Annotated in this window: 12 protein-coding genes; 7 read left to right on the top strand and 5 right to left on the bottom strand. The window is 56.6% G+C overall.

Going from position 1 to position 13,082, the window contains the following annotated elements; translation table 11 throughout:
* Positions 1–55: 55 nt before the first annotated feature.
* Positions 56–1,717 (top strand): putative transporter, encoded by a 1,662-nt coding sequence (locus ABLU86_RS12790; RefSeq protein ID WP_103826379.1) that lies wholly within the window; start codon positions 56–58, stop codon positions 1,715–1,717.
* Here the strand turns inward: ABLU86_RS12790 and ABLU86_RS12785 are convergent.
* Positions 1,685–2,431 carry a GntR family transcriptional regulator gene (locus ABLU86_RS12785; protein WP_015369049.1) on the bottom strand — a complete coding sequence of 249 codons (747 nt, stop codon included), beginning with the start codon at positions 2,429–2,431 and terminating at the stop codon, positions 1,685–1,687. The genes ABLU86_RS12790 and ABLU86_RS12785 overlap by 33 nt on opposite strands.
* Positions 2,432–2,728: 297 nt before the next feature.
* Between ABLU86_RS12785 and ABLU86_RS12780 the strand changes: the two genes are divergently transcribed.
* The 5 genes from ABLU86_RS12780 (at position 2,729) to ABLU86_RS12760 (ending at position 6,953) form a co-directional block, all read left to right on the top strand.
* A complete protein-coding gene (locus tag ABLU86_RS12780) occupies positions 2,729–4,351 on the top strand; it encodes an alpha-glucoside-specific PTS transporter subunit IIBC (protein WP_020077627.1) in 1,623 nt (540 codons plus the stop codon).
* Positions 4,348–5,670 carry a 6-phospho-alpha-glucosidase gene (locus ABLU86_RS12775; RefSeq protein ID WP_020077628.1) on the top strand — a complete coding sequence of 441 codons (1,323 nt, stop codon included), beginning with the start codon at positions 4,348–4,350 and terminating at the stop codon, positions 5,668–5,670. The genes ABLU86_RS12780 and ABLU86_RS12775 overlap by 4 nt, the downstream gene beginning before the upstream one ends.
* 98 nt (positions 5,671–5,768) lie before the next feature.
* Entirely contained in the window at positions 5,769–6,116 is a 348-nt protein-coding gene (locus ABLU86_RS12770; RefSeq protein WP_015369053.1) for a DUF202 domain-containing protein, read from the top strand.
* On the top strand, positions 6,106–6,468 hold the full coding sequence (locus ABLU86_RS12765) for a DUF202 domain-containing protein (protein ID WP_015703888.1): 363 nt from the start codon (positions 6,106–6,108) through the stop codon (positions 6,466–6,468). The genes ABLU86_RS12770 and ABLU86_RS12765 overlap by 11 nt, the downstream gene beginning before the upstream one ends.
* Positions 6,465–6,953 (top strand): hypothetical protein, encoded by a 489-nt coding sequence (locus ABLU86_RS12760; protein WP_064578502.1) that lies wholly within the window; start codon positions 6,465–6,467, stop codon positions 6,951–6,953. The genes ABLU86_RS12765 and ABLU86_RS12760 overlap by 4 nt, the downstream gene beginning before the upstream one ends.
* Here the strand turns inward: ABLU86_RS12760 and dsdA are convergent.
* Positions 6,950–8,278, bottom strand: a complete 1,329-nt coding sequence (dsdA, locus tag ABLU86_RS12755; RefSeq protein WP_047058291.1) for a D-serine ammonia-lyase — start codon at positions 8,276–8,278, stop codon at positions 6,950–6,952. The two genes, ABLU86_RS12760 and dsdA, sit on opposite strands and share 4 nt — an antisense overlap.
* Before the next feature lie 16 nt (positions 8,279–8,294).
* Positions 8,295–9,632 (bottom strand): D-serine transporter DsdX, encoded by a 1,338-nt coding sequence (gene dsdX, locus ABLU86_RS12750; protein WP_047041683.1) that lies wholly within the window; start codon positions 9,630–9,632, stop codon positions 8,295–8,297.
* Between the two features lie 225 nt (positions 9,633–9,857).
* Between dsdX and dsdC the strand changes: the two genes are divergently transcribed.
* On the top strand, positions 9,858–10,781 hold the full coding sequence (gene dsdC, locus ABLU86_RS12745; RefSeq protein ID WP_047041680.1) for a DNA-binding transcriptional regulator DsdC: 924 nt from the start codon (positions 9,858–9,860) through the stop codon (positions 10,779–10,781).
* 69 nt (positions 10,782–10,850) lie between these two features.
* Here the strand turns inward: dsdC and emrD are convergent, their stop codons facing one another.
* Entirely contained in the window at positions 10,851–12,035 is a 1,185-nt protein-coding gene (gene emrD, locus ABLU86_RS12740; RefSeq protein WP_015369059.1) for a multidrug efflux MFS transporter EmrD, read from the bottom strand.
* 175 nt (positions 12,036–12,210) lie between these two features.
* The gene (locus ABLU86_RS12735; protein WP_020077634.1) at positions 12,211–13,044 is read right to left on the bottom strand and encodes a DMT family transporter; all 834 of its coding nucleotides are present in this window, start codon (positions 13,042–13,044) and stop codon (positions 12,211–12,213) included.
* Positions 13,045–13,082: the final 38 nt, after the last annotated feature.

The raw sequence follows: 13,082 nt of genomic DNA, 5'->3' as shown, positions 1-13,082 counted from the left end.
CCCGCCTTCAGTCATAATCCCTGTTAATAATAATGTTATTCACAGGGAAAATAGTATGAGTGATATAGCATTGACCGTCAGCGTGTTGGCGCTGGTTGCGGTGGTGGGATTGTGGATCGGTAATGTCAAAATCCGCGGCGTCGGTTTTGGCATCGGCGGCGTGCTGTTTGGCGGCATTATCGTGGGCCACTTTGTGGATCAGGCAGGGATTACGCTGAGCAGCCCGATGCTGCATTTTATCCAGGAATTCGGCCTTATTCTCTTCGTTTATACCATCGGTATTCAGGTCGGGCCGGGCTTTTTTGCCTCGTTACGCGTCTCCGGACTTAAGCTCAATCTGTTCGCCATTCTTATTGTCGTACTTGGCGGGCTGGTGACGGCGATCCTGCATAAACTGTTCAGTATTCCGCTGCCGGTGGTGCTTGGTATCTTCTCCGGTGCGGTCACTAATACCCCCGCGCTTGGCGCCGGGCAGCAAATCCTGCGCGATCTTGGCCTACCGTTTGATGTCGTCGATCAGATGGGGATGAGTTACGCGATGGCCTACCCGTTTGGTATCTGCGGCATTTTGCTGACCATGTGGCTGGTGCGGCTGTTCTTCCGCATCAATGTGGAAAAAGAGGCGCAGCAGTTTGATGAGAGCAGCGGTAACGGGCACGCTCATCTGCACACCATTAACGTGCGGGTGGAGAACCCGAACCTGAATAATATGGCGATTCAGGATGTGCCAATGCTCAACAGCGACAAAATTATCTGCTCGCGGTTGAAGCGCGATGAGCTATTGATGGTGCCGGCGCCGGGTACGCTTATCCAGCATGGCGATCTGCTGCACCTGGTCGGGCGGCCGGAGGATTTACACAATGCGCAGCTGGTGATTGGTAAAGAGGTGGCGACTTCGCTCTCAACGCGCGGAACCGATCTCAAAGTGGAACGCGTGGTGGTCACTAACGAGAAGGTATTAGGGAGGAAAATCCGCGATCTGCACTTTAAACAACGCTATGACGTCGTGATCTCGCGGCTTAATCGCGCCGGGGTGGAGCTGGTGGCCAGCAGCCATGCCAGCCTGCAGTTTGGCGACATTCTTAACTTAGTTGGGCGTCCACAGGCCATTGACGCGGTGGCCAATGAACTCGGCAACGCACAGCAAAAACTGCAACAGGTACAAATGCTACCGGTGTTTATCGGCATTGGCCTGGGGGTGCTGCTGGGGTCTATTCCGCTGTTTATTCCTGGCTTCCCGGCAGCGTTAAAACTGGGGCTGGCCGGCGGGCCGCTGATTATGGCGCTGATCCTCGGGCGTATCGGCAGCATCGGCAAGCTGTACTGGTTTATGCCGCCGAGCGCCAACCTGGCGCTGCGCGAACTCGGTATTGTGCTGTTTCTGGCGGTGGTGGGGCTGAAATCCGGCGGCAATTTTGTCGACACCCTGCTCCACGGCGAAGGGCTCAGCTGGATCGCCTACGGTATTTTCATCACCGCTATCCCGCTGCTGACGGTGGGCATACTGGCGCGGATACTGGCGAAGATGAACTATCTGACTCTCTGCGGCATGCTGGCGGGCTCAATGACCGACCCGCCGGCGCTGGCCTTCGCCAACAACCTGCACGCCACCAGCGGCGCGGCGGCGCTCTCCTACGCCACGGTTTATCCGCTGGTGATGTTCCTGCGGATAATCACCCCTCAGCTACTGGCCGTGCTGTTCTGGGGGCTGAGTTAGCGGGCTCTGTGCCTGGACCCGGCGCAGGTGGTAATCCACCTGATACTCGCTGGCGTTGCGGAACATCACGGAATAGTTAAGAAACTCGCCGCTATCGCTGTAGGAAAGTGAGGTAATGCGCAGCAGCGGCGTCTGCTCCGGCACGTTCATTGAGCGGGCCAACTGTTTATCCGCCAGTACCGGGGTGAGGGTTTCATAGTTGCCGCTGATGGTGATACCGCATTCTTTCTCGATATAGTCGAACTTCGACCCCTCCAGATGACCCAACGACAGATGGCGGAACAGTTTAACCGGCATATAACTGTCCTCCAGCATTAGCGGTTTACCATCGACGTAGCGCACCCGGCGTGAGAAATAGATCCGTTCATCAATTTTAATTCGCAGCTGACTGGCGATAGCCGGCGGCGCGGGCATCACTTCGAATATCAACACCTGACTCACCACTTCTTTACCCTGCTGGCGCAGAACTTCCGCCAGCCCGGTCAGGTTGCTGGTCTCATGGTGTACATCTTTGCGCGCGACATAGGTGCCGGAGCCGTGGCGGCGCACCACTAATCCACTTTCCACCAGCAGGTCAATGGCTTTGCGAATCGTCATGCGCGCCACGCCGAACTCCTGCGCCAGTTTTTTCTCGCCCGGTAACGGGCTGCCAATGTTGAAATCGGAAGAGTTGAGCCGTAAACGCAGTTTGTCAGCAATAGATTTGTAGATCACCAGTAGACCTCTATTCGTCATTGATGAATCAGCGATAGTCAGCTGACGTGAATTATAAAATTATAAAAAACAATAAATTAAAAACTATTGCTGACGTTGATTTCGTCACCTCAATTCATCGTGTCTATGTTTTACGCAAAAAGTAGACAACATTGACCGAATTAAAACCATGAATGCGATCACGAATCGCAGCGGCGCAGCATGTTGCCGACGGGGCGAATTCCTATGCTCGAAGCAGGCCGGTAAAGAACAAAAAAAGGCCACTTACCCTACGAGTTGTTACATGAGGATTTTCAAATGCTCAGTCAAATACAACGCTTTGGCGGCGCCATGTTTACCCCGGTTTTGCTGTTCCCATTTGCCGGGATTGTGGTGGGTATCGCCATTATGCTGCGTAATCCGATGTTTGTCGGCGAAGCGCTCACCGCACCCGATAGCCTGTTCGCGCAAATTGTTCACATCATTGAAGAGGGCGGCTGGACCGTCTTTCGTAATATGCCGCTGATTTTCGCCGTCGGCCTGCCGATTGGCCTGGCGAAGCAGGCCCAGGGCCGGGCCTGCCTGGCGGTACTGGTCAGTTTTCTTACCTGGAACTACTTCATTAACGCCATGGGGATGACCTGGGGCCACTTCTTCGGCGTTGATTTCACCCTGGATCCCACGGCGGGAAGCGGCCTGACGATGATTGCCGGGATTAAAACCCTGGATACCAGCATTATCGGAGCCATCGTTATCTCCGGCATCGTCACCGCGCTGCACAATCGTTACTTCGATAAACCGCTGCCGGTGTTCCTGGGTATTTTTCAGGGATCGTCGTTCGTGGTGATAGTTGCTTTTCTCGCGATGATCCCTTGTGCCTGGCTAACGCTGCTCGGCTGGCCGAAGGTACAGATGGGGATTGAGTCGCTGCAGGCTTTCCTGCGCTCAGCCGGCGCGCTCGGGGTGTGGGTTTACATCTTTCTTGAGCGCATTTTGATCCCGACCGGCCTGCATCACTTTGTCTATGGGCCATTTATCTTTGGTCCGGCGGTAGTGGAAGGCGGCATCCAGGTCTACTGGGCGCAGCATCTGCAGGAATTTAGCCAGAGCGTTGAACCGTTGAAAGCGCTGTTCCCTGAGGGCGGTTTTGCGCTGCATGGCAATTCGAAAGTCTTTGGTTCGGTGGGTATTGCGCTGGCGCTTTACTTCACCGCCGCGCCGCAAAACCGGGTGAAGGTCGCCGGTTTGCTGATCCCCGCCACCCTGACCGCGGTGCTGGTGGGCATTACCGAGCCACTCGAGTTTACCTTCTTGTTTATCTCACCGCTGCTATTTGCCGTGCATGCGCTGCTGGCGGCCACTATGGCGACGGTGATGTATATCTGCGGCGTCGTGGGGAACTTCGGCGGCGGCCTGCTCGATCAGTTCCTGCCGCAAAACTGGATCCCGATGTTCCATCACCACGCGTCGATGATGTTTATCCAGATAGGCATCGGCGTCTGCTTTACCGGCATCTACTTCGTCATCTTCCGCACCCTGATTCTGCGCCTGAACCTGAAAACGCCGGGTCGCGAAGACAGCGAAATCAAGCTTTACAGCAAAGCGGATTATCAGGAGGCGCGCGGTAAAACCAGCGTGGCGGCAGCTGCGGAAAACAAGCTGGGTCAGGCCGCCGGCTTCCTGCAGGCGCTGGGCGGGGCCGGCAATATTGAAAGCATCAATAACTGCGCCACCCGACTGCGTATTGCGCTGGTGGATATGGCGAAAACGCAAAGCGACGAGGTGTTTAAAGCACTCGGCGCTCACGGCGTGGTCCGCCGCGGCAACGGCATTCAGGTCATTGTTGGTCTGCATGTCCCGCAGGTTCGCGACCAGTTGGAAACCTTAATGAAAGATTCTTTATCGACCGAACACACCACCATGACGGAGGCAGTATCATGAAAAAATTCTCAGTTGTTATCGCAGGCGGCGGCAGCACCTTTACCCCTGGCATCGTTTTAATGCTGTTGGCAAACCGCGATCGTTTCCCGCTGCGGGCGCTAAAATTTTATGACAACGACGGTGCGCGTCAGGAGACTATCGCCGAAGCCTGTAAAATTATCCTCAAAGAACAGGCGCCAGAGATTGAGTTCAGCTACACCACCGACCCGCAGGCCGCCTTTAGCGATGTCGACTTCGTGATGGCGCACATCCGCGTCGGCAAATATCCGATGCGCGAGCAAGATGAAAAAATACCGCTGCGCCACGGCGTGTTGGGTCAGGAAACCTGCGGACCGGGCGGGATTGCCTATGGTATGCGCTCTATCGGCGGCGTGCTGGAGTTGGTGGATTATATGGAGAAATATTCGCCAAACGCTTGGATGCTCAACTACTCCAACCCGGCGGCGATAGTGGCTGAAGCCACACGTCGCCTGCGGCCTAATGCTAAAATTCTCAATATTTGCGATATGCCGATCGGCATTGAAGGGCGGATGGCGCAAATCGTCGGGCTGAAAGACCGCAAACAGATGCGCGTGCGTTACTACGGCCTTAATCACTTCGGCTGGTGGACCTCGATTGAAGATCTCGACGGCAACGATTTGATGCCGAAACTGCGCGAGTATGTGGCGAAATACGGCTATGTACCGCCATCGAACGACCCGCACACCGAAGCCAGCTGGAACGATACGTTTGCCAAAGCGAAAGATGTACAGGCGCTGGATCCGCAAACGATGCCAAACACTTACCTGAAATATTATCTGTTCCCGGATTACGTGGTCGCGCACTCCAACCCGGAGCGTACCCGCGCGAATGAGGTAATGGATCATCGGGAGAAAAACGTCTTTAGCGCCTGCCGGGCGATTATTGCCGCCGGTAAATCTTCCGCGGGCGATCTGGAGATCGATGAACACGCGTCGTATATCGTCGATTTAGCGACGGCTATCGCCTTTAACACTCAGGAACGAATGTTGTTGATTGTGCCGAACAATGGCGCAATCCATAACTTTGATGCCGACGCGATGGTAGAGATCCCTTGTCTGGTCGGTCATAACGGACCGGAGCCGTTGACGGTGGGCGATATTCCGCATTTCCAGAAAGGGATGATGAGCCAGCAGGTGGCGGTGGAAAAACTGGTGGTGGATGCGTGGGAGCAGCGTTCATATCACAAGCTGTGGCAGGCGATTACGCTATCGAAAACCGTACCGAGCGCCTCGGTGGCGAAAGCGATCCTCGATGACCTGATTGCCGCCAATAAAGCGTACTGGCCTGAGCTGCATTAACCCTCGTTTTACCGGCATCCATCGGGTGCCGGTTCTTCTCTCCTGTTCGTGATTTAGGCTATGCTGTGGCCTGTTTGCCTGACGAACAAGGACTGCTGATGAAAATTTCCCGCATTGGTGAAGCGCCGGATTACCGCTTTTCGCTGGCCAATGAACGCACCTTTCTGGCGTGGATCCGTACGGCGCTCGGCTTTCTCGCCGCGGGCGTCGGGCTCGATCAGCTGGCGCCGGATTTTGCCACTCCGCTTATTCGCGAAGTGCTGGCACTGCTGCTGTGCCTGTTTGCCGGCGGGCTGGCGGTGTATGGCTATCTGCGCTGGTTGAGTAACGAAAAGGCGATGCGCCTGAAGCAGGATCTTCCCTATACCCGTACGCTGCTGGTGATTAGCGTCCTGCTGCTGGCGGTCGTGGCGGCGGTGATGCTGCTGGTGCTGTATGGCGGATAAACGCCGGGCGCGGCGGGAGAGTGATCCTGGTTTGCAGCCGGAGCGCACCTCGCTGGCGTGGTTCCGTACTCTGCTTGGCTACGGGGCGCTGATGGCGCTGGCGATTAAGCATAACTGGCATAGCGCCGGGCTGGCGTTCTGGATATCGATTGGCGTACTGGCAGTGGTGGCGATCATTCTCTGGCGCTACACCCGCAGCCGCCATTTAATGGATGTCGGCGAGAGCGATTTTTTGCAGCCGGGAGCAGTTCGTGACAAATTTTTGATCTCCCTCGCAGTGCTTTCGCTGTCATTATTGTTTGCTGTAACGCATCTACGGCAGATCATTTTATTTCTTAAGGATGTGACATGACAGGATGTCGGACAGAATGCCACTCCCTCGCTCATAACGAACCGGCAGTGCGGGAGGTGAAAGTTTATCGCCACCATTGCCAGCAACCGCTACAGTTCTATCGGGAGCTACGCGCACAGGGCGTGCGCGCCGTTCGTTTTATTCCACAGCTCAGAGCGGAAGATGCCAATGCATGGGGAAATTTCCTTTGCGCCATTTTCCACATCTGGGCGCGGGAAGATATTGGCCGCATAACGATTACGTTATTTGAGGAAACCCTGCGTATCTGGTGCGGCGAACCGCTGCGCGAACAACGGCAGGTGGCCGCCAATAGCGCCTGTTTTGTCTGTGCGTGGCGGCGATTATGCGCAGGCGACGACGATCCGCTCTGTGAAGGCTACCGCCAGTTCTATGTCGCCAGCGCCCCCTGTATGCGGGTTATGCGCGATCTGCGTAAACAGCAGCGGTCACCGGGCGAACTGATGCCGCTGCTGCGGGCGATTTAACGCCCCTTCGCCAGATACTGCGCCATCTCTTCTTCCGGCACCATGCCGCCGCCGGTCGCCCATACCAGGTGGGTGGCCTGACGTAGCTGTTCGTCGCTCAAACCTTGTAGCTGATGGTACGCTTTACTGGCGCAGACGCGCTGCGGCCCGGCCATCCCGGCCAGCGCGGACGGCTCAAGGCGAATATTTTCCGCCGTTGCCAGCCAGCCCAGCATGTCGTACATCGTTTGATCGTCGAGGGTATACAGGCCGTCGAGCAGGCGCTCCATCGCCCGGCCAACGAAGCCGGAAGCGCGGCCGACCGCCAGACCATCGGCGGCGGTCAGGTTATCAATCCCTAAATCCTGCACCGCAATCTGGTCATGGAGCCCGGTGTAAATGCCGAGCAGCATGCATGGGGAATGGGTCGGTTCGGCGAACAGACAGTGAACGTGGTCGCCAAACGCCAGTTTCAGGCCGAATGCGACGCCGCCGGGGCCACCGCCAACGCCGCATGGCAGATAGACAAACAGTGGGTGATCGGCATCGACCACGCGCCCTGCCTGGGCAAACTGCGCTTTCAGGCGCTCGCCGGCCACGGCATAGCCGAGGAACAGCGTGCGCGAGTTTTCATCGTCGATGAAAAAGCAGTTTGGGTCGGATTCCGCCGCCTTGCGCCCCTGTTCGACCGCCACGCCGTAATCTTCTTCATACTCAACGACCGTTACGCCGTGGCTGCGCAGTTTGGCCTTTTTCCATGCGCGGGCATCCGCCGACATATGCACCGTGACCTTAAAACCGATGCGCGCGCTCATGATGCCAATCGACATACCGAGGTTGCCGGTAGAACCGACGGCGATGCTGTAGTGGCTGAAGAACTGTTTGAATTCCGGCGTCAGCAATTTGCGATAATCATCTGCGATGGTGAGCAGCCCGGCTTCCAGCGCCAGCTTTTCCGCATGGGTCAGCACTTCATAAATGCCGCCGCGCGCCTTAATGGAACCCGAAATCGGCAGGTGGCTATCTTTTTTCAGTAACAGATCGCCATTAATCGGCTGATTGAATTGTTGCTCGAGGCGGCGTTTCATTGCCGGAATGGCAACCACTTCTGATTCGATAATCCCGCCGGTGGCGGCCGTTTCCGGAAAGGCTTCCGCCAGATACGGCGCGAAGCGCTGCAGGCGTTCGTGAGCGTCTTTTACATCTTCGGGGGTCAGGCCGACATAGGGCAAACCTTGCGCCAGCGTCGTCGTCGCCGGGTTAAACCAGGTGGTTTCTTTCAGCGCGATCAGCTCCTGCACAAGCGGGAAGGTCGCGGTTAATTGGGTCAGGTCAGCGTTTTTCATATTACGTCTCGTTCGCTTAGATGATGAAAGAAAGCAGGAAGGTGGCGGCGAGTGCAAGTAAAGAAGCGATAAATGTCGCCGTCGTATAATACTTGAATGTTTCGCTGAGGCTTGCGCCACAGTATTGTTTCACTAGCCAGAACAGGGAATCCGTTACGATCGTGCAGCCAATCGCGCCGGAACCGATGGCAATAGCGATGATCTCCGGACTTACGCCGGGATACAGCGGCAGCATCGGGGCGACGATAGCGGTGGCGCCCATCATGGCCACGGTAGCGGAACCGACGGCGGCGTGAAGGATCAGGGCCACCAGCCAGGCCAGCAGAATCGGATGCATATGCAGATTCGAGAGGATCACCGCCAGGCTATCGGCCAGGCCGCTGGATTTCAAAATCGCGTTGAACGCGCCACCCGCGCCAATAATCAGCAGAATATTAGCAATCGATCCGAAGCCGTTTTCAGTATGGGTCAGCAGGACGCCCATCCCCATTTGGCGACGAATACCAAGAATGTAATAAGCGACAAAAACGGCAATAAACATCGCGGTGATCGGGTTGCCGATAAATTCCAGCAACATATACAGCGTGCCGCCTTTAGTCATATTCAATTCAGCGACGGTTTTCACCAGCATCAGCCCAATCGGCAGCAGCACGGTAAATAGCGTTGCGCCGAGCGAGGGCAGCGTCGATTCTTCGCGTACTTCAAGGTTGGAAAACTCGGTCGGCACCGGTTTAAACGGCAGGCGGTTGCCGAGCAGCTTGAGGAACAATGGGCCGCCAACCAGTGAGGCAATCAGGCCAACCAGCAGGCCGTAGACGATGACCGTACCGATATCTGCGCCGAGTTTATTCGCCACGAACAGCGCGGCCGGATGCGGCGGCACCACGCAATGCACCGCCATCAGCGCGGTACACAGGGGGATGGCCAGCTTCAGCAGCGAGGTATTGGTTTTTTTGGCAATGGAGAACGCCAGCGGGATTAGCAGCACCACGCCGACTTCAACAAACAGCGTAATACCGCAGATCAGGCCAACCAGCACCATAATTACGTCCGCCGACAACCAGCGACAGCGCTGCAGCGCCAGGCCGATGCGTTCCGCCGCGCCGGAGACTTCCATCATCTTCCCGAGGATGGTACCGAGACCGATCACTGCCGCCAGGAAACCAAGCGTACCGCCAATACCGCTCTCAATGGCGTTGACCATATCCAGCGGCCCCATGCCCATCATCGCGCCGACGAAAAAGCTCGCCAGCAGGAGCGCCAGAAACGGATGAAACTTCAGTTTGACGATCGTTAAAACGATTAACACGATACTGATAAATAGCGTGCATACCACCCAGATTTGAGATTCCATACCCCACCTCGCCGTAAATAACGTGTGGTTATTGAACAGAAAAGCGACATAGGCTGACAAACGATATAAATCGCCTTTCAGGTGAGACAGATTGATGCAAAAGCGTGATTTGGTTCTTAAATAGACCGTTAAATGTGTATTGAGTCACTTTTATTCATCTTTCAGGCGCGCTCCGGCTGCGTTTTTTTTTACACTTACCGGCAAAGAAAAGGCGGGGGAATCGTGATGGATGTGATGAAAGAGATGGGTAATCGGCTGCTGAACGGCTGGCAGTTGTCAAAGCTGTATACCTTTGAAGTCGCGGCTCGCCATGAGTCCTTTGCACTGGCGGCGGAAGAGCTGTCGCTGACGCCGAGCGCCGTTAGCCATCGCATCAACCAGCTGGAAGAAGAGCTGGGTATTCAGCTATTTATACGTTCGCACCGCAAGGTGGAGCTGACCCGCGAGGGGCGGCGGGTATTCTGGGCGTTGAAATCCTCGTTGGATAGCCTTAACCAGGAGATTCTGGATATTAAAAATCAGGAGCTCTCCGGCACGCTGACGGTGTACTCGCGCCCGTCGATCGCGCAGTGCTGGCTGGTACCGGCGCTGGGCGATTTCACTCGCCGCTATCCGTCCATTTCGCTGACTGTGCTCACCGGCAACGATAACGTCAATCTACAGCGGGCGGGTATCGATCTGGCGATCTATTTTGATGATGCGCCGTCATCACAGCTAAGCCATCATTTTCTGATGGATGAAGCGATCGTGCCGGTATGTACGCCGAATTACGCGCAACAGCAGCAGTTAATCCACAATCCAGGCAATCTGCGCTACTGCACGTTGCTCCATGACCGCCAGGCATGGAGCAATGATTCCGGTACCGATGAGTGGTTCAGTTGGGCGCAGCAATTTGCGATTGAATTGCCGCAATCGTCGGGTATCGGCTTCGATCGTTCTGATTTAGCGGTGATTGCGGCGATGAATCACGTCGGGGTAGCGATGGGGCGTAAACGGCTGGTGCAGAAGCGGTTAGAAAGCGGGGAGCTTATCGCGCCGTTCGGCGACATGACGCTGAAGTGTCACCAGCACTACTATGTGACGACCCTGCCGGGCCGTCAGTGGCCGAAAATCGATGCCTTTATCGAATGGTTGCACTGCCTGACATAAGGCAAAAGCAGCCACCGGGGGGGAGCCCGGATAAGGCGTAAGCCGCTATCCGGGGAGCGCCAGCGGCGCTTAGACCGGCTGCTGGTGGCTGGTAAAGCGCGAGGCCAGCGGCAGCCAGCACAGCAGAATCAACAGACCCATTAACATCATCAGCAGGCCGAGGCTGCTTTGCCCGGTTTGCGGCATCATTGCCGACAGCCAGGCCAGCACGCCGGAGCCGATATTCTGCAGGCCGCCAACCAGCGCGCCAGCGGTACCGGCGAGGAACGGGAATGGTTCCATCGCGCCGCTGGTAGCCAGCGGGAACAACATACCCGCGCCGAAGAAGAACAGCGCCGCAGGCACCAGCAGTGTCCAGACGGTCATAATGCCGAACAGCCCCGGCAACCACATCATAATTCCCGCCAGCAGGCAGCAGATAACCGACTGCCACATCAGCGTTGAGAAGCGTTTATTCGGACGGCCAGCGAACCACGCGCCGAAGAACGCCGCCGGGATCGGCAGAATAAACAGAATACTGACCGCCATACTGCTCAGGCCGAGGACCGCGCCCATCAGCACGCCGGAACAGGCTTCGAACACCGCAATCCCGGCCAGCCCGCCCACCAGCATCAACAGGTAACAGTTAAAGGCGCCGGTACCGAACAGCGTTTTGTAGCTGGCCAGTAGTTTCGTCCGCGGCGCGCCTTGTGGGCGCGTTTCCGGCATCCATTTCGCCATACTAATCGTCACGCCAGCGCACAGTATGAGCAGGAAAGCGTAGCAGGCGCGCCAGTTCCACAGGGTATCAAGGATGCCGCCGAGCAGCGGCGCAATCAGCGGGCTGACCAGTATTCCCATATTTAACAAACTATTGGCGTGACGCAGCTGCGCGCCTTCATACAAGTCTCGCGGCAGGGTGCGCGCCATCACGCCGCCGACGCCGGTGCCCATCCCCTGCATGGCGCTGGCGGCGATCAATACCGGCAGGCTATGGGTGGTAATGGCAACCAGCGTCGCCAGCATAAAAATAGACATCCCGACGAGGATCACCGGACGGCGGCCCACGCGGTCGGAGAGCGGGCCGTAGAACAGCTGGGAAATGCCGTACGTCAGGAGATAGGCCGCCATCACGCTTTGTACCGCCCCTTCGCGGACGTTAAGCGATACCGCCATGTCGGCGATAGCCGGAATATAAATGGTCTGCGCCATCTGGCCAACGGCCACCAGCAGTACCAGCATCAACAACAAATTGAAGTTCTTATGCCGTTTCATGTCGATGAATACTTCGTGAGCAATGAGAAATGGAGAATATGTGACTGGCACACCCCTTAAACGATGGAGGAATCTACCACAATAAAATGACAGAACAACTACATAGCACCGATTGTTGGGGAAATTTCAGGCAGGTTTTGTAAACAGGATCGGCAACTAATGTTGCCATTTTAATCTATGAGAGGCGCAGCAGGATTGCTCCAGCGGCAATACCGCAGGCGGCAACGATGCGCAGCGCTACCACCTGTTCTTTCAGGACGATAAACGCGATCAGCGCGCCGAACAGAATGGAGGTTTCACGCAGCGCGGCGACTACCGCCAGCGGCGCCTGAGTCATCGCCCATAGCGCCAGGCCGTAGGATCCCATGGTGCCGACGCCGCCGAGGATGCCCTTTTTCCAGTGCTGGCGTAAATAACGGCTGGCTTCGCGCCGCCGCGCCACCATCGCCCAGCACAGCAGGCAGCAACCGTTCATAAAAAAGGTCCACAGGGTATAGCCGAGCGCCGATCCCGCCAGCCGTACCCCGGTGCCGTCCACCAGCGTATAACCCGCGATAAAACAGGCGTTGATCAGCGCCAGCATGATGCCTTTGCGGGAACTGACGCGGCCGTTAAAGGCCATCGCCAGAATCGCCAGGCAGATGACGCCAATACCCAACCTGGCCAGCGGCGATAAGCGATCGCCGAGAAATATCACGCTGATAGCCGCGACCAGCAACGGCGCGGTGCCGCGCATTAGCGGATAGGTCTGGCTCATATCCGACACCTGATAGGTCTTCGCCACCAGTACCGTATACACCACCTGCAATGCACATGACGCCACCAGATAAGGGGCGCTGGCCAGCGTCGGCTGCGGCGCGAAGGGGAGCATCACCAGGGCGATCAGCGAGGCCGACCCGCTGACGCTTATCGCCGCGTACATTTTATCGCCGCTGGCTTTGACGATAGCGTTCCAGCTGGCGTGGAGCAGTGCGGCGAAAAGCAAAATGCAGAATACGGTGATGGTCATCGCAGGCAGATTCAGCAGTTAAGGTCAGCGGACTGTAA

Source organism: Klebsiella sp. JN_Kp121 (assembly GCF_040062145.1).
Classification (GTDB): domain Bacteria; phylum Pseudomonadota; class Gammaproteobacteria; order Enterobacterales; family Enterobacteriaceae; genus Klebsiella; species Klebsiella aerogenes.
The sequence above is the reverse complement of the archived record's forward strand: the minus strand, read 5'-3'. Positions and strand labels throughout refer to the sequence as shown.

Coding starts and splice junctions, on each gene's coding strand:
- ABLU86_RS12790 (WP_103826379.1), top strand. CDS start 56: ATGAGTGATATAGCATTGACCGTCAGCGTGTTGGCGCTGGTTGCGGTG.
- ABLU86_RS12780 (WP_020077627.1), top strand. CDS start 2,729: ATGCTCAGTCAAATACAACGCTTTGGCGGCGCCATGTTTACCCCGGTT.
- ABLU86_RS12775 (WP_020077628.1), top strand. CDS start 4,348: ATGAAAAAATTCTCAGTTGTTATCGCAGGCGGCGGCAGCACCTTTACC.
- ABLU86_RS12770 (WP_015369053.1), top strand. CDS start 5,769: ATGAAAATTTCCCGCATTGGTGAAGCGCCGGATTACCGCTTTTCGCTG.
- ABLU86_RS12765 (WP_015703888.1), top strand. CDS start 6,106: ATGGCGGATAAACGCCGGGCGCGGCGGGAGAGTGATCCTGGTTTGCAG.
- ABLU86_RS12760 (WP_064578502.1), top strand. CDS start 6,465: ATGACAGGATGTCGGACAGAATGCCACTCCCTCGCTCATAACGAACCG.
- dsdA (WP_047058291.1), bottom strand. CDS start 8,278: ATGAAAAACGCTGACCTGACCCAATTAACCGCGACCTTCCCGCTTGTG.
- dsdX (WP_047041683.1), bottom strand. CDS start 9,632: ATGGAATCTCAAATCTGGGTGGTATGCACGCTATTTATCAGTATCGTG.
- dsdC (WP_047041680.1), top strand. CDS start 9,858: ATGGATGTGATGAAAGAGATGGGTAATCGGCTGCTGAACGGCTGGCAG.
- emrD (WP_015369059.1), bottom strand. CDS start 12,035: ATGAAACGGCATAAGAACTTCAATTTGTTGTTGATGCTGGTACTGCTG.
- ABLU86_RS12735 (WP_020077634.1), bottom strand. CDS start 13,044: ATGACCATCACCGTATTCTGCATTTTGCTTTTCGCCGCACTGCTCCAC.